General features: G+C 36.4%; 23 protein-coding genes and 2 pseudogenes. 13 read left to right on the top strand and 12 right to left on the bottom strand.

All coding sequences use genetic code 11. The features are described 5' to 3' along the window. Window positions 1–7: 7 nt before the first annotated feature. Both M2306_RS12145 and M2306_RS12140 read left to right on the top strand, forming a co-directional pair. Complete coding sequence (locus M2306_RS12145) at window positions 8–364, top strand: hypothetical protein (protein ID WP_498882865.1); 357 nt, start codon at window positions 8–10, stop codon at window positions 362–364. Then, entirely contained in the window at window positions 273–707 is a 435-nt protein-coding gene (locus M2306_RS12140; RefSeq protein ID WP_498882864.1) for an outer membrane beta-barrel protein, read from the top strand. The genes M2306_RS12145 and M2306_RS12140 overlap by 92 nt, the downstream gene beginning before the upstream one ends. A 27-nt stretch (window positions 708–734) precedes the next feature. Here M2306_RS12140 and M2306_RS12135 read toward each other — a convergent pair whose 3' ends face one another. From M2306_RS12135 to M2306_RS12110, 6 genes are all read right to left on the bottom strand, one after another. Then, window positions 735–1,346 (bottom strand): phosphatase PAP2 family protein, encoded by a 612-nt coding sequence (locus M2306_RS12135; RefSeq protein ID WP_259187739.1) that lies wholly within the window; start codon window positions 1,344–1,346, stop codon window positions 735–737. Between the two features lie 41 nt (window positions 1,347–1,387). Beyond that, window positions 1,388–2,842 (bottom strand): RNA polymerase factor sigma-54, encoded by a 1,455-nt coding sequence (gene rpoN / locus M2306_RS12130; protein WP_259187740.1) that lies wholly within the window; start codon window positions 2,840–2,842, stop codon window positions 1,388–1,390. Window positions 2,843–2,953: 111 nt separating this feature from the next. Next, the gene (asnS, locus tag M2306_RS12125; protein WP_115092433.1) at window positions 2,954–4,387 is read right to left on the bottom strand and encodes an asparagine--tRNA ligase; all 1,434 of its coding nucleotides are present in this window, start codon (window positions 4,385–4,387) and stop codon (window positions 2,954–2,956) included. A 233-nt stretch (window positions 4,388–4,620) separates the two neighbouring features. Further along, window positions 4,621–5,184, bottom strand: a complete 564-nt coding sequence (frr, locus tag M2306_RS12120; RefSeq protein ID WP_259187741.1) for a ribosome recycling factor — start codon at window positions 5,182–5,184, stop codon at window positions 4,621–4,623. An 8-nt stretch (window positions 5,185–5,192) separates the two neighbouring features. Then, on the bottom strand, window positions 5,193–5,912 hold the full coding sequence (gene pyrH, locus M2306_RS12115) for a UMP kinase (protein ID WP_259187742.1): 720 nt from the start codon (window positions 5,910–5,912) through the stop codon (window positions 5,193–5,195). A 46-nt stretch (window positions 5,913–5,958) separates the two neighbouring features. Then, a complete protein-coding gene (locus tag M2306_RS12110; RefSeq protein ID WP_259187743.1) occupies window positions 5,959–6,753 on the bottom strand; it encodes a patatin-like phospholipase family protein in 795 nt (264 codons plus the stop codon). 69 nt (window positions 6,754–6,822) lie between these two features. Here M2306_RS12110 and M2306_RS12105 point away from each other — a divergent pair, with 69 nt between their 5' ends. Then, window positions 6,823–7,425, top strand: a complete 603-nt coding sequence (locus M2306_RS12105; protein ID WP_115092436.1) for a thioredoxin family protein — start codon at window positions 6,823–6,825, stop codon at window positions 7,423–7,425. A gap of 13 nt (window positions 7,426–7,438) precedes the next feature. Here M2306_RS12105 and M2306_RS12100 read toward each other — a convergent pair whose 3' ends face one another. After that, entirely contained in the window at window positions 7,439–8,062 is a 624-nt protein-coding gene (locus M2306_RS12100) for a YiiX/YebB-like N1pC/P60 family cysteine hydrolase (protein ID WP_115092437.1), read from the bottom strand. A 194-nt stretch (window positions 8,063–8,256) separates the two neighbouring features. Here M2306_RS12100 and M2306_RS12095 point away from each other — a divergent pair, with 194 nt between their 5' ends. Then, entirely contained in the window at window positions 8,257–9,762 is a 1,506-nt protein-coding gene (locus M2306_RS12095) for an aldehyde dehydrogenase family protein (protein ID WP_259187744.1), read from the top strand. A 12-nt stretch (window positions 9,763–9,774) separates the two neighbouring features. Further along, entirely contained in the window at window positions 9,775–10,155 is a 381-nt protein-coding gene (locus M2306_RS12090; RefSeq protein WP_259187745.1) for a DUF779 domain-containing protein, read from the top strand. 87 nt (window positions 10,156–10,242) lie between these two features. Here the strand turns inward: M2306_RS12090 and truB are convergent. The 4 genes and pseudogenes from truB to M2306_RS12070 all read right to left on the bottom strand — a co-directional run bounded on the left by truB (window position 10,243) and on the right by M2306_RS12070 (window position 12,899). Next, a pseudogene (truB, locus tag M2306_RS12085) lies at window positions 10,243–10,945 on the bottom strand (tRNA pseudouridine(55) synthase TruB). Between the two features lie 2 nt (window positions 10,946–10,947). Further along, window positions 10,948–11,757 carry an undecaprenyl-diphosphate phosphatase gene (locus M2306_RS12080; protein ID WP_002989843.1) on the bottom strand — a complete coding sequence of 270 codons (810 nt, stop codon included), beginning with the start codon at window positions 11,755–11,757 and terminating at the stop codon, window positions 10,948–10,950. Window positions 11,758–11,769: 12 nt separating this feature from the next. Continuing rightward, window positions 11,770–12,015: a DUF3098 domain-containing protein gene (locus tag M2306_RS12075; protein ID WP_115092441.1), complete on the bottom strand. Its 246-nt coding sequence runs from the start codon at window positions 12,013–12,015 to the stop codon at window positions 11,770–11,772. Window positions 12,016–12,017: 2 nt separating this feature from the next. After that, window positions 12,018–12,899 (bottom strand): cell division protein FtsX, encoded by an 882-nt coding sequence (locus M2306_RS12070; protein WP_115092442.1) that lies wholly within the window; start codon window positions 12,897–12,899, stop codon window positions 12,018–12,020. Window positions 12,900–13,064: 165 nt separating this feature from the next. Here M2306_RS12070 and leuS point away from each other — a divergent pair, with 165 nt between their 5' ends. Further along, entirely contained in the window at window positions 13,065–15,878 is a 2,814-nt protein-coding gene (leuS, locus tag M2306_RS12065) for a leucine--tRNA ligase (RefSeq protein ID WP_259187747.1), read from the top strand. A gap of 64 nt (window positions 15,879–15,942) precedes the next feature. Here leuS and M2306_RS12060 read toward each other — a convergent pair whose 3' ends face one another. Continuing rightward, window positions 15,943–16,323 carry an SPOR domain-containing protein gene (locus M2306_RS12060; protein WP_002989848.1) on the bottom strand — a complete coding sequence of 127 codons (381 nt, stop codon included), beginning with the start codon at window positions 16,321–16,323 and terminating at the stop codon, window positions 15,943–15,945. A 220-nt stretch (window positions 16,324–16,543) separates the two neighbouring features. On the opposite strand from M2306_RS12060, the gene M2306_RS12055 reads away from it, so the two are divergent. The 7 genes and pseudogenes from M2306_RS12055 to M2306_RS12025 all read left to right on the top strand — a co-directional run bounded on the left by M2306_RS12055 (window position 16,544) and on the right by M2306_RS12025 (window position 25,979). After that, entirely contained in the window at window positions 16,544–17,830 is a 1,287-nt protein-coding gene (locus M2306_RS12055) for a c-type cytochrome (RefSeq protein WP_115092443.1), read from the top strand. 37 nt (window positions 17,831–17,867) lie between these two features. Beyond that, window positions 17,868–20,918 (top strand): TAT-variant-translocated molybdopterin oxidoreductase, encoded by a 3,051-nt coding sequence (locus M2306_RS12050; protein WP_259187749.1) that lies wholly within the window; start codon window positions 17,868–17,870, stop codon window positions 20,916–20,918. 40 nt (window positions 20,919–20,958) lie between these two features. Then, window positions 20,959–22,369: pseudogene (gene nrfD / locus M2306_RS12045) on the top strand (NrfD/PsrC family molybdoenzyme membrane anchor subunit). A gap of 6 nt (window positions 22,370–22,375) precedes the next feature. Continuing rightward, window positions 22,376–22,897, top strand: coding sequence for a DUF3341 domain-containing protein (locus M2306_RS12040; protein WP_002989852.1), 522 nt, complete (start codon window positions 22,376–22,378; stop codon window positions 22,895–22,897). Between the two features lie 7 nt (window positions 22,898–22,904). Next, window positions 22,905–23,453 carry a c-type cytochrome gene (locus M2306_RS12035; protein ID WP_060872985.1) on the top strand — a complete coding sequence of 183 codons (549 nt, stop codon included), beginning with the start codon at window positions 22,905–22,907 and terminating at the stop codon, window positions 23,451–23,453. 31 nt (window positions 23,454–23,484) lie between these two features. Then, window positions 23,485–24,789, top strand: coding sequence for a quinol:cytochrome C oxidoreductase (locus M2306_RS12030; RefSeq protein WP_259187750.1), 1,305 nt, complete (start codon window positions 23,485–23,487; stop codon window positions 24,787–24,789). A gap of 17 nt (window positions 24,790–24,806) precedes the next feature. Then, complete coding sequence (locus tag M2306_RS12025; RefSeq protein WP_259187751.1) at window positions 24,807–25,979, top strand: cytochrome c oxidase subunit II; 1,173 nt, start codon at window positions 24,807–24,809, stop codon at window positions 25,977–25,979. The last annotated feature ends 16 nt before the right edge of the window (window positions 25,980–25,995 follow it).

The raw sequence follows: 25,995 nt of genomic DNA, 5'->3' as shown, positions 1-25,995 counted from the left end.
TAGTACAATGAAGAATGTCTTTTTACTCGGTTTATGTTGTTTTATATCTTCCTTTTCTTTTGCACAAGAACTAGGAGGAATTGATGAGTTGACCAATAAAAAGGATAGCGTAGCTCTAGACTATAAATATAGAGAAGATCAATTTTACTTCGGTATATCGCATACCTTGATGCAAGGTAAACCTGTTGGATTTAAAGGAAATTCGGTTTCTGTGGGGATGGATGTTGGTTTTTTGAGGGATTTTCCAATCAATAAAAGTCGTACCATAGCTATTGCTCCAGGTTTTGGATTTTCATATCAAAATTTGGCGCAACAACTTTGGACTAGCAGAAGATGGGACTTATACTACGTTACCAAATTATAAAAGAAATAGTCTTTCGTTGCATATGTTAGATTTTCCTATCGAATTGCGATGGAGAACTTCTACTCCAGAAAGCCATAAATTTTGGCGTACTTATGTAGGGTTCAAAGCGAGTTATGTTTTGGGAAGTCGTCTTAAAACTTCAACCGATACCTATTCCACAACGGTTAGAGGAGATGATAATATCAACAAATGGTTGTTGGGCATGTATGTGGGAGCTGGATTTAATACATGGAACTTCTATGCCTATTACGGTTTGAATCCCATTTATAAAGAGGCTCCAATCAAAGATGATTCAGAAAAATTGCGCTTGTTTAAAGTGGGCGTGATATTTTATATTTTATAAGTAAAAGAGCTTGAAAAGGCTCTTTTTTTATTTGGTTAAAAGCACCCAGCACAAAATTTGAGGAACAATTCCAATTAACCCACCTAGAATAACTTCATACGAGGTATGTGCACGTAAAAATAAACGAGCACTAGCGGTTATCCCCGTAATTAATATACAGCCAATAACTAGAATTAAAGCAGGTGTTTTTTGGTGGATAAGCAACAGGATGAGAAACGTTAATCCTGCAGTTAATAAAGTAGTGTGAACACTGAATTTTTGTTTCAAAAATGCGCCAAGTAACAAGAGAGAATACGATCCAATTAAGCCCCAAAAATAAATCTTCAGTTCATACGCACTGTTGTTGTACAAAACCAGTGATTTAAGCGTATAAAGCAGTAAAATATTAATGGCAAAAGGAAAGATGCGTTCTTTGGTTTCATTGACCATTACACTAGATTTAAGAATACGTAAGGAACGCATCAAATAGTAAATGGAAATGGGAATGAAAAAAGTAACAATGGCTACTTGACTGAGAATAATAGACAGTTCTAAAGGCGTAAAATAATAGTACTGAATAAGAAAGTACAACCCAACAGTTTGTAAAGGAACCAAAATAGGATGAAAAAGATAGGAAACAAGTTGAGCTAATTTTTTCATGATGGCCTACCGCTAGGTTAGTGAATGGTTTGTATTTCTAATTAAATTTTCTTTCTCATTCGAGCGACTGGAATGTCCAATTGTTCTCTGTATTTTGCAATAGTTCTTCGAGCAATAGGATATCCTTTTTCTTTCAATAATTCCGCAATTTTATCATCGGGATACGGTTTCTTTTTATCCTCCTCCATGATGATATTTTCTAGAATCTTCTTGATTTCAATCGTAGATACTTCTTCTCCTTGATCATTCATCATTGCTTCTGAAAAGAAATTCTTGATCAATTTAGTTCCATAAGGAGTTTCAACATATTTACTATTAGCAACACGTGAAATCGTAGAGATATCTAACCCAACTAAATCGGCAATGTCTTTCAGAATCATTGGCTTAAGTTTGGTCTCGTCTCCCGTTAAAAAATATTCTTGTTGATAGTGTATAATAGCACTCATGGTAACATAAAGCGTTTCATGACGTTGTTTGATGGCGTCAATGAACCACTTTGCTCCATCTAACTTTTGTTTGATGAATTGAACTGCATCTTTTTGAGAAGCACTAGCTTGCGTAGAATCTTTATAGGTCTGTAACATCTCTTGGTAATCGCGAGAGACGTGGAGCTCAGGTGCATTTCTATTGTTTAAGGATAATTCGATTTCACCATCGACAATTTTGATGGTAAAATCGGGAATCACTTGCTCAATAAAGCGATTAGATCCCGTGTAAGCTCCTCCTGGTTTCGGATTGAGTTTTTCAATTTCATCAATGGCTTTACGCAATTGATCTTTAGTAATATTATAACGCGTTAATAGCTTGTCATAATGTTTTTTAGTAAAGGCATCGAATTGATTCTCAATGATGTCTTTGGCTATTGTAATAGCATCTGTGGGTGTTTTGTGTTTCAATTGCAACAATAAACACTCTTGTAGATCACGTGCACCTACGCCAATTGGCTCAAGTTCATGAACAATGCTCAAGATGTTTTCCACCGTTTCTAAATCGGTGTAAATCCCTTGAGTAAAGGCCAAGTCATCCACGATGTCTTGTACATCACGACGGATATACCCCATTTCATCAATACTACCCACTAAGAATTCCGCAATGGCTCTATCGTGGTCAGAAAGGATGAAGGTATTGAGTTGATTGATTAGATTTTGATGAAAGGATTCTGTAGCAATTATTGGTGCTTCATAATCATCATCATCAGAACTATAATTATTCGCCTGTAATTTGTAATCAGGAATTTCATCATCGCTGAGGTAGTCATCAATATTGATGTCCTCTGTGTCAATGCGTTCATTGTCAAAGTCGTCAAAATCATTGTCTAAACTATCGAAGTCATCCCCTGTTTCTTCTTTCCCAGTTTCCAAGGCAGGATTTTCAATTAGTTCTTCTTTCAACCTTTGTTCAAAGGCTAAAGTAGGCAATTGAATCAGCTTCATCAACTGGATTTGCTGAGGAGATAATTTTTGAGATAATTTAAGCTGTAAACTTTGTTTTAGCATGCTAAATAAAATTAACGAAATAAAAATGTTTACTTTTAATCGGTATTCCCTCTAAATTAAAGAAAAAATACGATAAAAGTAAACATTTGATAGGTTTCTTTCTATGAATAATTAAAACGCTGCATTTTGCGGAGTTCTAGGGAAAGGAATAACGTCTCTAATGTTCGTCATACCTGTAACGAATAGTACTAAACGCTCAAACCCAAGACCAAATCCACTGTGTGGAGCTGTACCAAACTTACGGGTATCTAAATACCACCAAAGCTCTTCTTTGTCAATTCCCATTGACTCGATTTTGTCTAATAAAACGTCATAGCGCTCTTCTCTTTCAGAACCACCTACAATCTCTCCAATTCCAGGAAATAAGATATCCATAGCGCGAACTGTTTTTCCATCCTCGTTCATACGCATATAGAAGGCTTTGATATCTGCTGGGTAATCAAATAAGATTACAGGGCATTTGAAGTGTTTCTCAACTAAATAACGCTCGTGCTCACTTTGTAAATCAGCACCCCATTCTTCAATGATATAGTTGAATTTCTTGTTTTTATTAGGCTTAGAAGCTTTTAAAATATCAATAGCCTCTGTATAGCTTACGCGTTTGAAATTGTTTTCTGTGATAAAACGAAGTTTCTCAAGTAAAGCCATTTCACTGCGTTCCGCTTGCGGTTTATTTTTTTCTTCTTCTTGTAATCTCTTCTCTAAGAAAGCCAAATCATCTTGACATTTTTCTAGCGTATAGTTGATTACATATTTAATGAAATCCTCTGCTAAATCCATGTTGTCTGCTAATTTGTTGAAAGCAACCTCAGGTTCGATCATCCAGAATTCAGCTAAGTGACGAGATGTATTTGAATTTTCTGCACGGAAAGTTGGGCCAAATGTATATACTGATCCCAATGCCATAGCATACGTTTCCGCTTCTAATTGTCCAGATACAGTTAGGTTTGTTGCTTTTCCAAAGAAATCTTCAGAGAAATCAACCGCTCCTTCTTCAGTACGTGGAAGTTTATTTAAATTGAAATTGGTTACTTTAAACATTTCTCCAGCTCCTTCAGCATCAGATCCTGTGATGATTGGTGCATTGAAATAAAAGAAACCATTGTCTTGGAAATATTTATGTACAGCATAAGAAAGTGTACTTCTTACGCGCATAATAGCACCAAAAATGTTTGTTCTAATTCGTAAGTGAGCATTTTCACGTAAAAACTCTAACGAGTGTTTTTTCGGTTGAATTGGATACTCTTCTGGATTGGATTCACCATAAACTTTTAAGTTTTCAACTTGGATTTCTACATTTTGTCCAGCTCCTCTACTTTCAATTAGGGTACCTCTTACAGAAATAGCTGCTCCTGTGTGAATCTTTTTTAATAATTCAGCAGGAAACTTATCTAAGTCAACAACACATTGGATGTTATTGATTGTCGATCCGTCATTTAAAGCAATAAATTGGTTGTTTCTAAATGTCTTTACCCAACCTTTTGCTTTTACTTCGTGCAAAAGTGCCTTCCCGGTAAGTAGATCGATAATTTTGGTGTGTTTCATTTTTGATTATATTTTTGTTACCTGGTAGATCAATTCTTGGAATTGAAATACGAACAAATGTACTAAAAAAACAATAGATATTGGTGTAAACAATCAGGTTATTAATCAAACATTCGGTGTGAAATAACGCTTTTAGAGCCGTTGCATCGGAAGGTTGATTTGTAAAAGAAACAAATTGCCTTAAAAACGTTGAAATATGTAGCAATAAAAAAGCCCGCATCAGCGGGCTTTCCTTATACTTTTAGAATTTCTTCTTCTTTTCTCACTAAGATATCGTCAATCTTCTTTACAAAAGCATCGGTCAATTTTTGTACTTGCTCTTCAGCATCTTTACAAACATCTTCAGAAACTCCGTTTTTTTCTTCTTTCTTGATATCGTTGTTTGCATCTTTACGTGCATTTCGAATACCAATTTTTGCTTCTTCTGTTTCTGCTTTGGCTTGTTTTACCAAGTCTTTACGTCTTTCTTCTGTTAAAGCAGGGATATTGATGATGATATTATCTCCATTATTCATTGGATTCAACCCTAAATTAGCAATCATAATTGCTTTTTCGATTGGTTGTAACATGCTTTTTTCCCAAGGGGTAACCGTTAATGTACGAGCATCTGGAACGTTTACACTTGCTACTTGTGATAGCGGAGTTTGTGAACCGTAATAGTCTACAAAAACGGCACCTAACATTTGAGGTGATGCTTTTCCAGCGCGAATATTTAATAAAGATTTTTCTAAGTGAGCAATAGAACTGTCCATTGCCTCTTTTGCACTTGCAATAATTAAATCTATTTCTTCTGTCATAACGTTTATTAATTAATGTTTACGGAAACAGTAGTTCCTACTGAATCATCTCCTTGGCAAACTTTTAGTAAATTGTTTTCTTTATTCATATCGAATACCACAATCGGTAACTCGTTTTCTCTACTCAAGGTAAATGCTGTAGTATCCATTACATTCAATCCTTTTGTTAACACGTCGCTAAATGTGATTTGCTCAAATTTAACGGCAGTAGGATCTTTTTCAGGATCTGCATTGTACACGCCATCAACACGTGTTCCTTTTAAAATTACATCAGCGTTGATTTCAACCCCTCTTAATACTGCAGCTGTATCTGTAGTGAAATAAGGGTTTCCTGTTCCTGCTCCAAAAATTACAATTCTACTTTTTTCCAAGTGACGAACAGCTCTTCTTTTGATATAAGGCTCAGCAACAGCTTCGATTTTCAAGGCTGTCTGTAAACGAGTTAGCATTCCGGCATCTTCTAAAGCACCTTGAAGTGCCATTCCGTTGATAATCGTTGCAAGCATTCCCATATAGTCTCCTTGAACGCGATCCATACCTACACTTGCTCCTGCTACTCCTCTAAAAATATTTCCACCACCAATAACAATCGCTATTTCAACACCTAGATCATGTACTTTTTTTACTTCAGCTGCGTACTCAGCTAATCTCTTAGGGTCAATTCCATATTGATTCTCTCCCATTAAAGCTTCTCCACTTAATTTAAGTAGAATTCTTTTGTATTTCATGGATATGATATTTTTAAAGTTTTGCAAATATAAAGATTATATACTACTATAAAATAGCTTTTGCGAATTTATCCTGATGATTTTTAAACGTTCTGCTAGCTGCTTGATATCCCAAGTCAAAAATTTCATCCATTCGTTGCTTATTTCGCTCAAAAGTTGAATATTGAGTGATGTGGTGCGATTCAATTAACCAATCACATAAAATCGATTGGGAACGGTTGTGATTAGCCGCCATTAAATCATAGGCTCGTATAGCCACGGATCGAAGGGAGGTTAGATTTTTCTTGTCTAATTGCTCAATAGGGCAAACATTACTCCCAATGAGAACATCACAATCCTCTCGAATTAAATCTGTAGCGAAATTGTTGAGAATCCCTCCATCGCTATATAATTGCTCGTTGATACTGTGCGGTGAAAAAATAGCGGGAAAAGCACTAGAAGCTAAAATCGCATCAATTACACGCGTACTAGGATCAAAAACGTGTACTTCCCCTTTTGCAATATCGGTGGAGTTAATCAGGACTGGAATCGGCAAGTCATCCAGGGTTCTATTCTCAAAAATAGAGAATAGATATTTCTCAAATGCATTTGAATCAATTAGCCCTGCTTTTTTAAACGTAAAAAAATGCCAGTTTAAAACATTGACAGATTTAAAAAAATCCAAGATCTCATGTGGAGTCAATCCCATTGCGTATAAACAAGAAACAATGGATCCAGCACTTGTTCCAGCGAGGATTTTAGGTTTGATGTCTTGCTCAAGTAAAAAGGAAAGAACACCGGCATGAGCTATCCCTTTATAGCCACCTCCAGATAAAGCCAAACCTATTTTTGGGGTTTTCATAAATAAAGTATTGATAGATTAGTGTTTAAAAGTTTAACTTTGAATTCAAACTAATAAAATTAAACAAAAATGAACAAAGTCGAGATAAAAGAATTGAATAATAGCTTTTCGTATGCAGCGTTCCGTTCGTATGTGACGGAGGCTCTGCAAAATAACCCAGAAAAATTAAATCTTTCAGCTGATTATTTACCATATGCTGAATTGAATGAAGCGCGCTTACATCGCTTAGACAAAACGTTGCGTGTGGAGCCTGAAGTTGCTTTAGTAATGGAAAACTTAGGGAAAGAGTACATTTGGCTGGTAATTTCTGAAAGCTGGTGTGGTGATGCGGCTCAGTCTGTACCCATGCTAAATAAAATGGCTGAACTTACTGGAAAGGTGGAGTTGCGTATTGTTTTTCGCGACCAAAACTTGGAGTTGATGGATCAGTACTTAACCAATGGGGGACGAGCAATTCCAAAATTGTTAATCGTAGACAAAGAAACGTTGGAAGTTCTAGGTGATTGGGGACCACGTCCTGCTGATGCAGTTCAATTAGTAAATGATTACAAAACAGCACACGGGAAATTTGATGAAGATGGAATCATCTTGTTGAATAAGTGGTATACAAAAAATAAAGGTCAACAAGTACAACAAGAAGTTGCAGCATTGATGACCTCAATTGATAACTAAATCTATAATATCACTATTGTACGATAGGGCCTACAATAGTGATGTTTTTTGACCAAGACATGCCTGCTGGATTACATCCTATAGCTCCTTCAGGGATGGTTTGATCTAATTTTTCAAAGTATTGTACCCAAACAGGAAAAAATTCTCCTGTGTATTTTGAGCGATAGGTCATGGGGTGCATTCTAAAAAACTCCTTGTTTTTATTGGCTGATTTAAAAGCATCGTAAATAAGCTCTGAACAGTAGTATTTACCATTGGCATATAAATAATTATCGTCATAAGGAACGCCAACTTGTTCCAAAGCAAAGGCCTTCGCTTTCGGAAGTAATTTCTCATATTTTGCAAGTACTCGTCCTAAATACATAGGCTCTGTAGTCTTGTTTAAAAACTGATCTAGCGGAGTGATACATACTTCTGGCGAAGTAGCTTCTATTACTTGTAAGCTGCCATCGTGTTCAATAACCATTCCCATGTGATTGAAGTTTAACCCTTCATATCCATAGGTCACTTCATTAATTGCGTCACAAAGTGGACCACATTTTAGGTTTTGAAAAATCAAATCTCCTTCTTTAAACGTTGTCTGCTGAGCATAGCTTATCGTGGATAGTAAAACAATAAGCGCTAGTATTTTTTTCATAATCTTTTCGTGTTTGGACAAAAGTAAAATTTCTCCTTAGATAAACAAGGAAAGAAATCAATCCTTTATCTGATTGGTTGAAAAGCTTGCTTTTACGCTTGTGTTAAATTTTATATAATCCATTGCTTGGGATTGTTCTGAACTGTAATTAATTGTATCTTAGGAAGATTAACCATAAAAAAACAGAATTATTTATGTCAAACAACATGCAATTCCCCAAGTTTAAAGAAAAATACGGCAATTATATCAACGGAAAATTCGTTGAACCAGTAAAAGGAAACTACTTTGATTCGATTACGCCTATTACGGGAAAACCATTCGCCAAAGCAGCTCATTCAACAGAAGATGATTTAATTTTAGCCATTGATGCGGCAGATAAAGCGTTTGAAACATGGAGCCGTACATCAGCAACAGAACGCAGTAATATTTTGAATCGCATTGCGGATCGAATGGAGCAAAATTTAGATTATATCGCTCAAGTGGAAACCATAGACAATGGAAAAGCTATTCGCGAAACGCTGAATGCCGATATTCCATTGGCTATTGACCATTTCCGTTATTTTGCAGGTGTGATTCGCGCAGAAGAAGGTTCGGTAGTAGAACTTGATGAGCATACAGTTTCTATGATTGTACATGAACCACTTGGTGTGGTAGCTCAAATTATTCCTTGGAACTTCCCGATTCTAATGGCGGTTTGGAAATTAGCCCCAGCATTAGCAGCTGGAAACTGTGTGGTACTGAAACCAGCAGAAAGCACGCCAATTTCGATCATGGTATTGATGGAATTGATTGGAGATTTAGTTCCAGTAGGGGTAATCAATATTGTCAATGGATTTGGTTCTGAATTAGGACAGAAACTAGTAACCAATCCTAAAATTAGCAAAGCGGCATTTACAGGTTCTACAGCAACAGGGCGCTTAGTGATGCAATACGCAACAGAAAATATTATTCCCGTTACTTTAGAGTTAGGAGGGAAGTCGCCAAACGTATTCTTTGAATCGATTATGGATCACGACGATGAATACCTAGACAAAGCTATTGAAGGTGCAGTATTATTCGCCTTTAACCAAGGTGAAATTTGTACTTGTCCGTCTCGTTTGTTGATTCAAGAAAGCATTTACGATAAATTTATTGCACGTGTTATTGAGCGCGTAAAAGCAATTAAGGTTGGAAATCCATTAGATCCAACAACCATGATGGGTGCACAAGCATCTAAAATTCAATACGACAAGATTAATTCGTACCTAAAACTGGGTAAAGAAGAAGGTGCTGAAGTATTAGTTGGAGGAGAAGTGAACCATTTAGGAGGGGATCTAGAAACAGGATATTATATCCAACCAACTTTATTTAAAGGACACAATAAGATGCGTATTTTCCAAGAGGAAATTTTCGGACCTGTATTAGCTGTAACGACCTTCAAAGATGAAAAAGAGGCAATTGAAATTGCCAATGATACATTGTATGGATTAGGAGCAGGAGTATGGACGCGTGATGCGCACCAATTATACCAAATTCCAAGAGCAATTAAAGCAGGACGTGTTTGGGTGAACAATTACCATAATTACCCTGCAGGAGCTCCGTTTGGAGGATATAAGCAATCGGGTATTGGACGTGAAAATCACAAAATGATGTTAGGCCATTATCGCCAAACAAAAAACATGTTGATTTCGTACAATAAAAACAAATTAGGATTCTTTTAAAAAGAAAATAAGATGTCGAAAGTTAGCCGAATTGATGTAACAGAAAAAGCAAAGGCCTTGATACAAGAACTACAAGCCGAACACGGAGATTTGATGTTCTATCAGGCTGGAGGCTGTTGTGAAGGTACACAACCGATGTGTTTTGTGAAGGGAGGGTATTACTTAAGACGAAGAGATGTCAAAATTGGAGAGGTGTGTGGTTTTGATTTTTGGGTAGATCGCGATTTATTCGAGTATTGGAAACACGCTCATTTCACATTAGACGTAACAGATGGTTTTGGAGCCGGTGGTTTCTCTTTAGAAACGCCCAAACAGAAAACCTTCCAGATACATTATCGTATGTTTACACCAGAAGAGCTACCAAAGCTTGAGGAGGTAATTTTAAATGAATAATTGCTTTAATACGATGAGTGAGAAAGGCTACCTTTTAGGGTAGCCTTTTGTATTTTAGTTTACAGTGTACAGTTTAATAGTCAATTGTTAACCGTCAACTGTTACCATTTTCTCGAATGCTTCTATACTCAAGGCATTCGCTACATCGTAATCGCCAATTTTAGTTCGACGTAAAGCACTTAAATGGCCTCCGCTATTTAGTTTTTCTCCAAAATCAAAAGCAAGTGAACGAATATACGTTCCTTTAGAACAAGCAACTCTGAAATCAATTTCAGGTAGTGCAACACGTGTTAATTCAAAGTCAGAAATAGTAATAGGACGTGTGCTTATTTCTACTTCTTCTCCTTTTCGAGCGTGTTCATATAGTCTTTTTCCGTCTTTTTTTAATGCAGAAAAGATAGGAGGACGTTGTTCCGTTGTCCCTAAGAAACTTGCTCTTATTTGCTCTATCATTTCGGGCGTGATATGATCGATAGGGAAGGTTTGATTAATCTCCGTTTCAAGATCATAGGAAGGTGTTGTAACTCCCAAACAAAAAGTACCCGTGTATTCTTTTTCCTGACCTTGTAAATCGGTAATTGTTTTAGTTGCTTTTCCTGTACAAATCAGTAATAACCCAGTAGCTAAAGGATCTAGCGTTCCTGCGTGTCCTAACTTTGATTTTTTTAAGACCGTATTCTTTCTTTAAAAGCCATTTAATTTTGTTTACGGCTTGGAAAGAAGACCAATGTAAAGGCTTGTCAATCAATAAGACTTGACCTTCCTGAAAAGCTTCAGCTGAAAATTGCATGTTTAGTTTTTTAAGTATCCGAAGTAAATCAATAAAAGGACACCCGCAATGATGCGGTAATATCCCCAAGGTTTAAATCCGTATTTTTTGATAATTCCAATGAAAAATTTGATGGCAAAAATAGAAACGATAAACGCTAGAACATTGCCTAAAAGGAATAATTTTAAGTTGTCTGTATTGTCAAAAAGCAATTCATATCCCATTTTTCCAGATTCGTATTTTTTGAATACGATTGAATAAACCGTTACAGCTGCCATAGTAGGTACCGCTAAAAAGAATGAAAATTCAGCTGCTACCTGACGAGAAAGTCCTTGTTGCATTCCTCCAATAATTGAGGCTGCAGAGCGACTTGTTCCAGGCATCATCGCTAAACATTGCCAAAAACCAATCGTTACCGCTTGCTTAATGGTAATATCTTCTTCGCGTACTGTTTTTGGATTTTTGAAGTATTTATCAATGAAAATTAGAACAAATCCTCCGACAATTAGCATAATAGCAATGTAGATGGTTTCTCCTAAAACAGCATCGATTTTATCGTCCAATAACTTCCCTAAAACAAGGGCTGGAATAACAGCAAAAACTAATTTTTTATAGAATGAAATACGACTGAAATCAAAGAATTTACGCCAGTAAAGAACAACTACAGCTAAGATAGCTCCGAATTGAATAGCAGTTTGAAAGAGTTTGACGAAATCATCTTCCTGAATCCCGTAATACGAGCTCAAAAAGATCATATGAGCGGTAGATGAAACAGGTAAATATTCAGTGAGTCCTTCTACAATAGCTAGAAGGATGGCTTGTATTAAATCCATAAAATTAGTTTGTTATGATTGTTTTTTATCTTTTTTAAAAATAGAATAAATGGCTACACCAATACCAATAAAAAACACAGCTGGTGCCAAGTGAATTCTTCTAAAACTATAGATGGCCTCATTAAATTGTGTAGGATCATCATTAGAAGCTCCACCCATAAGGATAAAACTCAAGGCTATAACCGCAAAACTTACAAGGAGTAAGGTGTAATTTTGTTTAGAAAACAAAAAGCCTGAAGGGTTGTTATCTTTTTTCATATCTAGTATAGTTCGTCTGATTTAAGATTCAAGAATCGCTGTGTAGCGAAGTATGTACTAATGGTTGTAATAATAATCCCCGTTAGGATGATACCCATTCCAACAATAACCAATGGCATATAATTGACCATAGGATTAAGTTCAAGATCTGGGAATTTCTTATCTAGGTAGAAGGTTAAGCCAACTAAAGCAAGAACAGCTAGTATCGATCCGATAAGTCCTAAGCGCAGGCTGTGCCAAATAAATGGACGGCGAATAAAGTTTTTAGTTGCTCCAACCATTTGCATGGTTTTAATAGTAAAGCGGCTTGAGAAAATTAATAAACGCAAAGAGCTGTTGATTAATAACATAGAAACAACCGTTAAGATAGCTGCAATAATCAGTACCCAATTGGTGATGCGTGTAATGTTGTGATTGACTAATTCAACTAATTGTTTGTCATAGAGAATTTCTTCAATATTTGGCGTCTTCAGAAAATCCTTTTCTATAGTAGCTAAACTATCCGTTACGACATAATCTCCTTGGATATAGATGTCATACGAGTTTTGAAGCGGGTTGTAACCCAAGAATTCTAAGAAATTCTCGCCTAAATCTTCTTTTTGACTTTCTGCTGCAGCTTCTTTAGAGATGAAGTCGAAACTCTTGATATACGGAGCTTCACCTAATTTCTTAGAAAATGCATCAAATTCTGATTGAGAAGCCTTATCGTTAAAGAAAATAGTCATGGGAATATTTTCTCGGAAATTATTCGATATCCTTTTGGAGTTAATCACAAATAAACTCAAGGCCCCTAATAAAGATAGAACCAAGAAAATACTCAGTATTACAGAAAAATAAGACGAAATTAATTTTCGCTTTTGGTATTTTTCATAAGTAGACGTCATAATGCAATTTTTAAAGCTGTAAAATTAAAAAACAAAAGTGTTTTTAAAACACAATTACGATTAAACTTTTCTAATTGTTATAAATATAGTTTATTTTTGCGACAAGTTGGCGTTTTTTTTCGAAGTCATCGAGAAAGAACAGGTGTAATAAATGATATTTTTACTATGAAATACAATCCAAGCGAAATTGAAGCGAAATGGCAAAAGTTTTGGAAAGAGAATGAAACTTTTAAAACCTCAAATACATCTGATAAACCGAAGTATTATGTACTAGATATGTTTCCTTATCCATCAGGAGCAGGACTGCACGTGGGACACCCACTGGGGTATATCGCATCAGATATTTTTGCGCGTTACAAAAGACACAAAGGTTTTAATGTGCTACATCCTCAAGGATATGATAGCTTTGGATTACCTGCTGAACAATATGCGATTCAAACAGGACAGCATCCAGCTATTACTACAGAAGTAAATATTACACGTTATAGAGAGCAATTAGATCAAATCGGATTTTCTTTTGATTGGTCTCGTGAAATTCGCACTTCCAATGCGGATTACTATAAACATACTCAATGGATTTTTATCCAATTGTTCAATGCATGGTATAATAAGGTGTCAGATAAAGCGGAAGCAATCTCGACTTTAGTAGCGTTATTTGAGCAAGAAGGAAATGCAACGGTACAAGCGGTTTGCGATGAGTCGATTGAAATCTTTACCGCAGCACAATGGAACGCTTTTTCAGTAGAAGAAAAAGAACAAGTGTTGTTGCAATACCGTTTAACTTATTTAGCAGAAACAGAAGTGAACTGGTGTCCAGCTTTGGGGACTGTATTGGCGAATGACGAAATTAAAGATGGTTTATCAGAACGTGGTGGTCATCCGGTGATTCGCAAAAAGATGAAGCAATGGAGTATGCGTATTTCTGCGTATGCAGAACGTTTGTTAGAAGGATTAAATACAATTGACTGGACAGAAAGTTTAAAGGAAAGTCAACGCAACTGGATTGGTAAATCAGTAGGTGCTTCTGTAATTTTTAATTTAAAAGAATCTACAGATACCATTGAAGTGTTTACAACACGTCCAGATACAATCTTTGGGGTGAGTTTTATGACTTTAGCGCCAGAGCATGATTTAGTAAGAAAAATCACAATAGCAGAGCAAAAAGCAGAAGTAGAAGCGTATATCGAAGCAACGTCGAAAAGAAGTGAGCGCGATCGTATGGCAGATGTGAAGAAAATCTCAGGTGTTTTTACTGGGGCTTATGCAGAACATCCTTTTACGAAAGAACCAATTGAAATTTGGATTGGGGATTATGTATTAGCGGGATATGGAACAGGAGCTGTTATGGCTGTTCCTGCTGGAGACACACGTGATTATGCTTTTGCAAAACACTTTGGAATTGCAATTAAAAATATTTTCAATCAAGATATCAGTGAAGAAGCATTTGCTGAAAAAGAAGGTTTCGTTTTAGAAAACTCTGATTTCTTGAATGGATTAGCTTATAAAGAAGCTTCGGCTAAAGCAATTGCTGCTATTGAGGCATTAGGTCAAGGAAAGGGAAAAACAAATTACCGTTTACGTGATGCTGTGTTTTCACGTCAACGTTATTGGGGAGAACCATTTCCTGTGTTTTATGTGAATGGATTACCTAAGATGATTGACAAAGCGTATTTGCCAATCTTATTGCCAGAAGTGGAAAAGTATTTACCAACTGAGGATGGACAACCGCCTTTAGGGAATGCACATACATGGGCTTGGGATACCGTGAATAATAAGGTAGTTTCGAATGACTTGATTGACGAGCAAACGATTTTCCCATTGGAATTAAATACAATGCCAGGTTGGGCAGGTTCTTCTTGGTACTGGATGCGTTATATGGATCCTACAAACGAAGAATTTATCGCATCGGAAGAAGCATTGAATTACTGGCAAAATGTTGACCTATATATAGGAGGAAGCGAACACGCAACAGGGCATTTATTGTACAGCCGTTTTTGGAATAAGTTTTTAAAAGATATGGGCGTAGCTCCAACGGAAGAGCCTTTTGCTAAATTGATCAACCAAGGGATGATTTTGGGTACTTCTGCTTTCGTTTACCGAATTGAAGGAACAAATACATTCATCTCTAAGGATATGATTAAGGATGAAAAAGTACAGCAGTTATATGCTTATGTTGGTTTGGTGAATAATTCATCCGAATTAGATACGGAAGGATTTAAAGCGTGGAGACCTGATTATGCTACCGCAGAATTTATTTGCAACGCAAATGGAAAATATATCGTTGGACATGAAGTAGAGAAAATGTCTAAGTCATACTACAATGTAGTTAATCCAGATGATATTTGCCAAGAATATGGTGCGGATACGTTGCGTTTATACGAAATGTTCTTAGGACCATTAGAGCAAGCTAAACCTTGGAATACAGCAGGTATTTCTGGAGTTTTTGGTTTCTTGAAAAAATTGTGGAGACTGTATGCGGATGATACAGCTGTTGTCGTTGTGGATGAGGAACCAACGAAAGAGATGTACAAGTCACTACATAAAACCATTAAAAAAGTACAGGAAGATATCGAGGCTTTCTCATTCAATACTTCTGTTTCTCAGTTTATGATTTGTGTCAATGAGTTGGGACAACAAAAATGTCACCACCGAGCTATTTTAGAGCCATTGGCTGTTTTGGTTGCTCCTTATGCACCGCATATTGCTGAAGAACTTTGGAGTATGTTAGGGCATACGGAGACTATCGCGGATCAAGCATTCCCGGAATTTAAAGCAGAATATTTGGTAGAAGATGCAAAAGAGTATCCTGTTTCTTTTAATGGGAAAATGCGTTTTAAAATTGAATTGCCATTGGATTTAAGTGTGGCAGAAATTGAGCAAATAATTTTAGCTGACGAAAGAACACAAGCGCAATTACAAGGACGCGAGCCTAAAAAATTGATCGTAGTACCTGGAAAAATTATCAACATTGTTGGATAATGTTTCGAAGTGAACAAATAAAAGAAAATCCCGTTGTGCAATTGTACAACGGGATTTTTATTTTTTATTTTCCTGGACGGAGAAGGAGTGAATTGTCGAAATCCTTTTTAATGGTTTGAAGGTATCGCTCTGCTTCTAAACGCGTCTTGAAATTTCCTGCTAAAACCTTGTAGGAAGGGTTAGAATAAACTAAGGTTGCTTCTAGGTCTGGGTAGAGTCTTTTGACGCGACTTAGCGCGGCTTTTGCCTCATTGTTTTTTCCATAAAAAACTTGAATATTGTATTTATCAGTGTTTAGGCCTGAAGTTGTTGTACTTCTTTTCGCTTCAACTAGTTTTTTTATGGCTAAGGGCTCTTGAATGGCGTTATTTCGCTCTTGAGCATAACTTATAAGATGCGTAAAAAACAAGCAAAAAAGAACCGGAAATATTCTTAAAATTCTCATAATGAAATGTATTTGAAGCAAATTTACAATTATTCTTGAAAATTGCGTGGAAAGCCTTTATTTAGAACGCGTATAAATTAAAGATTAAGGTCGTTAAAGGTTTTAAGAGTTATGCATAAATTGTATTTTTGTCGGAGTTTGTAAATAAGGTGTATTGAATAATAGTTGATTATTGCTGTTATTAGAAAGACCAAGTTTAGTTGAAAATCAATTTATAACTATGAAAAAAGTGGGTAACCATAATTCGTTTTCAAAGATTTTATTCTTTTGTTTAGCATTAATGCTATCGTTTTCTACAATTTCGTTTGCGCAGGATGCAGCAAAAGGTAAGGAATTGTTTAATTCTAACTGTGCGGCATGTCATAAGTTAGACGGGGCTTCTACAGGACCTGCACTTCGTGGAGTTGTTGAACGTCACGACGGGGATGTAGAATGGCTACACAAGTGGATTAAAAGTAGTTCATCTTTGATTAAATCTGGTGACGCTCGTGCAGTAAAACTGTTCAGCGAGTGGAACAAAGTTGTAATGAACGACTTCCCAGGTTTATCTGACCAAAATATTGACGATATTTTGGCGTATGTATCTGAACCAAAAGCTGAACCTGCTGCCGCTGTGGCTGGAGGTGCTGATGCTGCTAAAGGACAAGGAGCAGGTGGAGATGCAGTTTCTAATATGATTGTATTAGGAGCATTAGTAGTAGTATTGTTATTGTTAGTAACGATGCTTTTCCTTGTTAAAAAAGTATTGAATAAAGTTGTTGAGGCTAATGGATTGACAGAAGAAGTTCGTCAAACAGTTCCATTGTGGAAAGCGTTTGTGAAAAACCAATTCTTAGTAATCTGCTCTACAATTATCTTTATTCTAATTGGATCGTATTTTGCTTATGGCTTTATGATGCAAATAGGAGTAGATAAAGGATATGAGCCTGTACAACCAATTCACTTTTCACACAAAATTCACGCAGGAGATAATGGTATTGATTGTAAATACTGTCACTCATCTGCAAGATCAAGTAAAACTTCAGGAATTCCATCATTGAATGTTTGTATGAACTGTCATAAGAGCATCAGTGAGTTTACAGGTGATGCTGGAACAGACTATGGAAAATATACTCCAGAGTTTTACACTGCTGAGATTCAAAAGTTATATGACGCTGTTGGATGGGATCCTTCAACTCAAAAATATACTGGTAAAGAGAAGCCTGTAAAATGGGTTCGTATTCATAATTTACCTGATTTCGTTTACTACAATCACTCACAACACGTAAATGTTGCTGGTTTAGAATGTCAAACTTGTCACGGACCAGTTGAAGAAATGGAAATCATGAGACAACACTCTCCATTGACAATGGGATGGTGTATTGACTGTCACAGAACGACTGATGTTAAGTTAAAGGATAATGCTTACTATGCTAAAATCCATGAAGAACTTGCAAACAAGTACGGAGTAGAGAAGTTGACAGTTGCTCAAATGGGGGGACTTGAGTGTGGTAAATGTCACTATTAAGAATTATTTAAGAATAAGAAGCTAATATTTATATACAATGGCATCAAACAAAAAATACTGGAAAAGTGTTGAAGAGCTGAATGATAATAGTTCTATTGTTGAGACGCTAAGAAACAATGAGTTTGTTGAGGAAATTCCTACAGATGAATTTCTTGGAGACAAAAACAAATTGTCTTCTTCTTCAACAACTCGTCGAGACTTTTTGAAATATGTTGGTTTTTCAACAGCTGCAGCAACGTTAGCTGCTTGTGAGGGACCAGTAATAAAGTCAATTCCTTACGTAGTTCAACCAGAGGAAATTATCCCTGGAATTGCTGACTACTACGCGACTACAATCGCAGATGGTTTTGATTTTGTGAATGTTTTGGTTAAGACTCGTGAGGGTCGTCCAATCAAAATTGATAATAACAAACTTGCAAATGCATATTCTGGTGCGAATGCACGTGTGCATGCATCAGTACTTTCGATGTATGATAGCTTGCGATTAAAAGCGCCAAAAATCGAAGGAAAAAATGCTTCTTGGGATGATGTAGATGCTAAGGTTAGAGCAAGTTTACAAGATGCTAAAGCAACAGGAGGTAGCGTTGTGTTATTGACCAATACAATGGCAAGTCCTTCTACTGATAAATTAATCGGAGAGTTTATCGAAACTTATCCAAATGCGAAACACGTAGTGTACGATGCGATTTCATCTTCTGCAGCAGCAGATGCTTATGAACAAGCATACGGAAAACGTGGATTAGCTGATTACGATTTCGGTAAAGCTAGTGTAATCGTTTCTGTAGGTGCAGATTTCTTAGGAGATTGGCAAGGTGGAGGATACGATTCAGCTTACGCTCAAAATCGTATTCCTAAAAATGGAGTAATGTCTAAGCACATTCAGATCGAAGCTAATATGAGTCTTTCTGGAGCTAATGCTGACGTTCGTCTTCCATTATCTGTTGCTGATCAAAAAGCAGCATTAGTGAAATTGTACAACGCAATCGTAGGAGGATCTGTTTCTTCTGCTAATACAACGTACGATGAAGCTATTATGAAAGCAGCTAAACAAGTAAAAGCAGCAGGTTCAAAAGGAGTTGTTGTTACAGGTTTAGATGATGTGAATGCTCAATTAGTTGTTCTTGCAATTAACGAAGCATTACAAGCAGAGGCTTTCATGCCAGAACAAACAAAATACGTAAGACAAGGTAATGCTGCAAAAGTTACTGAGTTGATTAAAGAAATGAACGCAGGTAAAGTTCACACTTTAATCATGTCAGGAATCAACCCAGTATATACGTTAGCAAATAGTGCTGCTTTCGTTGAAGGATTGAAGAAAGTGAAAACTTCAGTAAGCTTCTCAATGAAAGAAGACGAAACTGCTTTAGAGGCTACAATCGCAGCAGCTACTCCTCATTATTTAGAGGCTTGGGGTGATGTGATGATCAAAAACGGTCACTATTCAGTTACACAACCTACTATCAGACCATTATTTGATACAAGACAATTCCAAGAGGCTTTATTGTTGTGGAATGGAAATAATACAGCGTATTATGACTACATCAAAGCAACTAGCGCTTCATATGTAAATGGATTGACTTGGAATCAATTGGTTCACGATGGTTTCGCTGTATCAGGTGAAAATACTAAAGTATCAGCTACTGCTGATTTCTCTTCTGCTGTTGCTGCTTTAAGCAAAGCGAAAAAAGGAGAAGGTTTAGAGTTAGTATTATACTCTAAAACGGGTATGGGAGATGGACAACAAGCAAATAACCCTTGGTTACAAGAGTTTCCAGATCCAATCACACGTGTTTCATGGGATAACTACTTAACTATCTCTCGCGTTGATGCAGAAGCTTTAGGAATTGAAAACTTCCACGTAGCTAACGGTGGTTTAGATGGTAGCTATGTTACAATTACTGCAAATGGTGTTGCATTAGAAAATGTACCTGCATTAATTCAACCAGGACAAGCGGCTGGAACAGTTGGTTTAGCTTTCGGTTACGGAAGAAAAGCAAGCTTAAAAGAAGATATGCAAGTAGGTGTTAATGCTTACACATTATATCACAACTTCGAAAATGTACAAAATGTTACTGTAGCTAAAGCATCAGGAAACCATGAGTTTGCTTGTGTTCAGTTACAAAATACATTAATGAGTAGAGGGGATATCGTTAAAGATACTACATTAGAAATTTTCAATACAAAAGATGCTGAGGAGTGGAACGTATTCCCAATGGTTTCTTACGATCACCAAGAAGTAAGAGCTGCATCAATTGATATCTGGGAATCATTCGATCGTACAGTAGGTCACCACTTTAATTTATCGATTGACTTAAATGCTTGTACTGGATGTGGAGCATGTGTTATCGCATGTCACGCTGAAAATAACGTACCAGTAGTTGGTAAATCAGAGGTAAGAAGAAGTAGAGATATGCACTGGTTGCGTATTGATAGATACTATTCATCAGAAGATACATTTGCTGCAGATGTTGATAAGAAAGTAACAGCTAAAGGATTCTCAGAAGCTCGTTCTGCTTATATGGAATTAGAGCACCCTGCGGATAATCCACAAGTTGTTTTCCAACCTGTAATGTGTCAGCATTGTAATCATGCTCCTTGTGAAACAGTATGTCCAGTAGCTGCTACATCACACGGTCGCCAAGGTCAAAACCATATGGCTTATAACCGTTGTGTTGGTACTAGATACTGTGCAAACAACTGTCCTTATAAGGTTAGACGTTTCAACTGGTTCTTATATGCTCAAAATGATGAGTTCGATTTCCACATGAATGATGATTTAGGACGTATGGTATTAAATCCAGACGTTGTAGTTCGTTCAAGAGGGGTAATGGAAAAATGTTCATTGTGTATCCAAATGACACAAGCAACAATCTTGAAAGCGAAGAATGAAGGTAGAGCGGTTCGTCCAAACGAATTCGAAACTGCTTGTTCTGCAGCTTGTTCAAGTGGAGCTATGGTATTCGGAGATGTTAATGAAAAAGAATCAGAAATTACTAAATTAGCTGAATCAGATAGAACATACCACCTGTTAGAGCACATTGGTACAAAACCAAATGTATTCTACCACGTTAAGGTTAGAAATATCTAGTTTAAAAAGAATTATTAATTAAAGAAACATATAAAGGATTATGTCGTCACATTACGAAGCACCCATTAGAAAACCTTTAGTTATCGGTAAGAAATCTTACCACGATATAACTGTGGATGTGGCTAGACCTGTTGAAGGACGAGCAAATAAATTATGGTGGAGAGTTTTCACTATTGCTTTGTTAGCTTTCCTATGGGGAGTAGGCTGTATGGCTTATACTGTAGGAACAGGTATAGGTACTTGGGGATTAAATAAAACTGTTGGATGGGCTTGGGATATTACCAATTTCGTTTGGTGGGTTGGTATCGGTCACGCCGGTACATTAATTTCTGCTGTATTATTATTATTTAGACAAAAATGGAGAATGGCTATTAACCGTTCTGCTGAGGCAATGACAATTTTCTCAGTAGTTCAGGCTGGTTTATTCCCTATTATACATATGGGTCGCCCTTGGTTAGCGTACTGGGTATTACCTATTCCAAACCAATTCGGTTCGTTATGGGTAAACTTTAACTCACCGTTATTATGGGACGTATTCGCGATTTCTACGTATTTATCAGTATCATTAGTATTCTGGTGGACTGGTTTATTACCTGACTTCGCAATGTTACGTGATAGAGCTATCACCCCATTTACAAAAAGAGTTTATTCAATTCTATCTTTCGGTTGGTCGGGTAGAGCAAAAGACTGGCAACGTTTTGAGGAAGTTCACTTAGTATTAGCTGGTTTAGCTACTCCACTTGTACTTTCTGTACACACGATTGTATCTTTTGACTTTGCTACGTCAGTAATCCCAGGATGGCATACAACAATCTTACCTCCGTACTTCGTTGCGGGTGCGATCTTCTCTGGATTCGCAATGGTAAACACGTTGTTGATCATCATGAGAAAAAGTATCGAACTTAGAAGATTATATTACAGTTCAGCACATTGAGTTGATGAACATCATCGTAATGATTACAGGATCTGTGGTTGGGGTTGCTTATATCACAGAGTTATGGGTAGCTTGGTATTCTGGAGTTGAGTATGAACAATACGCTTTCTTGAACCGTGCTTCTGGTCCATACTGGTGGTCATACTGGTTGATGATGACTTGTAACGTAATTTCTCCACAAGTTATGTGGGTGAAAAAGATTAGAACTAACATTTTAGCTTCGTTTATTATCTCAATCGTTGTAAACGTGGGGATGTGGTTCGAGCGTTTCGTAATTATCGTGACGTCGTTACACAGAGATTACTTACCGTCATCTTGGACAATGTTCCAACCAACATTTGTTGATGCTGGTATCTATATTGGAACAATCGGTTTCTTCTTCGTATTATTCTTGTTATATTCAAGAAGTTTCCCTGTAATTGCGCAAGCAGAGGTGAAAACTATCTTGAAATCATCAGGTGAATACTACAAAAAAGAAAGAGATAGTAAAGAAGGTCATCAATCATTAAATCACTAATTCGTTATGAGTAATAAGTTTATTCACGCAATATACAATGATGATGATGTGTTGTTAGATGCAGTTAAAGAAACGAGATCTGCTCACCATCACATTGAAGAGATATACACGCCTTTCCCAGTTCACGGACTAGATAAGGCGATGGGATTAAAACCAACTAGATTAGCTATTTGTGCATTCTTATACGGTTTAGTAGGTTTAGCATTTGGAACAAGCATGATGTATTTCATTATGATTGTGGATTGGCCACAAGATATTGGAGGTAAACCTAGTTTTAGTTTTATTCAAAATATGCCAGCTTTTGTGCCTATTATGTTTGAGATGACTGTGTTGTTTTCTGCTCACTTAATGGTATTAACTTTCTTCTTTAGAAGTAAATTATGGCCATTTAAAACAGCTGAAAACCCAGATGTAAGAACAACTGATGACCATTTCTTAATGGAGGTTGCTTTACATGGAGACGAAAATACTGCAATTGAATTTTTCAAAGGTACAGGAGCAGTTGAAGTTAAAGTAATTGAAAAGTAATAGTAGCATGAAATCGATATATAAAATAGTAACTTTAGCAGGTGTAGCTGTTTTGACTACGTCGTGTTTTAATAAAGAGCGTCCTAACTATCAGTTTATGCCTAATATGTACGAATCTGTTGCATATGAAACATACGCTGAAGTTCCGACTACTGTTTTTGCAAATGGTAAGGAAGGACAACTTCCTGCAGAGGGATCTGTGCCTCGTGGATTTCAACCAGAAGAGTATGCAGATACTCCAGAAGGTTTGGCTGAAGCAAGACTACATTTAAAATCACCCTTAACTGCAGATGAAAAGGATTTAGAGAAAGGTAAAGCGTTGTATGCAATTTACTGCTCAGTTTGTCACGGTGCAAAAGGAGATGGAAAAGGTAATTTAGTGAAAAGAGAGAAATTCTTAGGGGTTCCTAACTATCATGATAGAGAACTTACAGAAGGAGGAATTTATCACGTTATTACTTATGGTTTGAATTCAATGGGATCACATAAAAACCAATTAACGCAACATGAGCGTTGGTTAGTTACTGATTATGTGCTTAAATTGAAATCAGAATAATAAATTGTAAAACTTAGTTGAAAGTTTAGATATGTACACATTATCAAAAAATTTGAAAACCTTTGCGTTAGTCCTGATGGTTCTAGGATTAGTAGGGATTGCGTATGGGTTTTTCAGTGCACCAAAGACAACTGCTGATGTAGAGCAGATTTTAAATGAGCAAGCTCACCATGGTGGTGGACATCACGCAGATCACAGCGAAGTTTCGCAAGCGGATCATGATGCTCATCAAAAACATTTAGAGCATGTGCTAACACAGATGCAAAATAAACCTTGGACAGCTGTATATGTTGCTTGTATTTTTGTAATGCTTGTTTCTCTTGGGATTTTAGCTTTTTACGGAATCAATCACGCAGCAGCAGCAGGATGGTCTCCAGTTCTTTTCCGTGTTATGGAAGGATTGACGGCTTACTTATTGCCTGGGTCTATTATATTCTTCCTTTTATTAGTAGCAAGTTCACTAGGAGGTAACCACCTATTCATTTGGATGGATCCTGCTATTGTTGAACATGACGCTTTGATCCAAGGAAAAACAGGTTACTTGAATATTCCATTTTTCTTGATAAGAGCAATCATTTTCTTAGGTGGTTGGAACTTATATAGAATTTATATGAGAAAGCAATCGTTGAAATTAGATGAAACAGGTGATTTAACATTCCACAAAAAAATGTTTAAAGCATCTGCTGGTTTCTTAGCTTTCTTTATTGTTACTGAATCAATGGCTTCATGGGACTGGATTATGTCTATTGATACACACTGGTACAGTACTTTATTCGGATGGTACGTATTTGCTAGTTTCTTTGTAACTGGTATTACTACTATCGCGTTTACTACTTTGTATTTGAAAGGAAAAGGTTACTTAGAATTCGTGAACACAAGTCACATTCACGATTTAGCTAAATTTATGTTTGGTTTAAGTATTTTCTGGACTTATCTTTGGTTCTCGCAATTCATGTTACAGTGGTACTCAAATATTCCAGAAGAGGTTACATACTTTATCTTCAGAATTCAAGAGTATAACTTACCATTCTTCGGAATGTTAGTATTGAATTTCGTGTTGCCTTTATTATTATTGATCAACACAGACTTCAAACGTCTATCTTGGATTGTAGTTATGGCTGGTACTTGTATTATTGTAGGTCACTATTTAGACTTCTTTATTATGATTAGCCCTGGTACTGTTGGTGGATCTTGGTTTATCGGTGTTCCGGAAATTGCAGCGTTAATGTTCTTCATTGGATTATTTATCTATGTTGGATTTACAGCAATTTCTAAAACTCCATTATTAGCTAAGAACAACCCGCTAATCGAAGAAAGTAAACATTTTCATTATTAATAATTAAAAATAAACCAATGACTAGTTTATTAATAGTAGCGATAGTTGTATTATTGGGAATTGCAATTTGGCAATTGACTAAGATATTTGATTTAACGCAAGTAGGGTCAGGTCCTGATGACTATTCATCTCAAGTAGCGAATCCGAAAGATAATAACATACAAGGTTATGTCGTTTTCGGTTTCCTAGCTTTCATCTACGTATTTACAATATTTTGTTTAGTAGAATATGGAAGTTTCCCATTAATGGGTGATTCAGCATCGGAACACGGAAAAACAGTTGATAATCTTATGTGGATTTCAATGGGATTAATTTTCTTTGTTCAGATTGTTACTCAATTCTTATTACACTACTTCGCATTTAAAGCACGTGGTATTAAAGGAAGAAAAGCAAGATACTTTTCTGATAATGATAAATTAGAAGCAGCTTGGACAATCATCCCAACAATTACGTTAACAGGTTTGATCCTTTACGGTTTATTCGCTTGGAATGATATCATGTTTGTTGATCAAGAAGAAGAGGTAATCAACATCGAAGTGTATGCAAAACAATTCGCTTGGGATGTTCGTTATTCTGGTGAAGACAATACATTAGGAAAAGCTAACGTGCGTTTTATTAAAGGCGTTAACGTAGCAGGGGTTGATATGACAGACCCGAATGCTCAAGATGATAAAATGGCAAAAGAACTTCACTTACCAGTTGGAAAGAAGGTTGTTTTGAAATTTAGATCTCAAGACGTATTACACTCAGCTTATTTGCCTCACTTTAGAGCGCAAATGAACTGTGTACCAGGAATGGTTACTCAATTCGCTTTTGTACCTAGCGTTACAACAGAAGAAATGAGAACTCGTGAATCGATTGTTAGTAAAGTGAATAATATTAATAATATTAGAGCTGAAAGAAGTCAAGAGCTTGTTGCTGGAGGTCATGAGCCTTTAGATCCATATACATTTGATTACTTATTATTATGTAATAAAATTTGTGGAGCTTCGCACTATAACATGCAACTTAAAGTTGTTGTGTCTACAGAAGAAGAATTTAAATCTTGGTTAAAAGAGTTACCTACTTTAGCAGATCAAGTTGCTGCTGAAAATGGGGCTAAAGAAGAAGAAGTAGCTGCTCCTGCTGTTGAAACAGAAGTTATCACAGAAGAAGTAGAAACGGAAGCTATCGCTCAAGTAGTTAAATAATTCACGAATTAAATTA

The sequence above is a fragment of the Myroides gitamensis genome (genome assembly GCF_029894455.1).
GTDB lineage: Bacteria > Bacteroidota > Bacteroidia > Flavobacteriales > Flavobacteriaceae > Flavobacterium > Flavobacterium odoratum.
The sequence above is the reverse complement of the archived record's forward strand: the minus strand, read 5'-3'. Positions and strand labels throughout refer to the sequence as shown.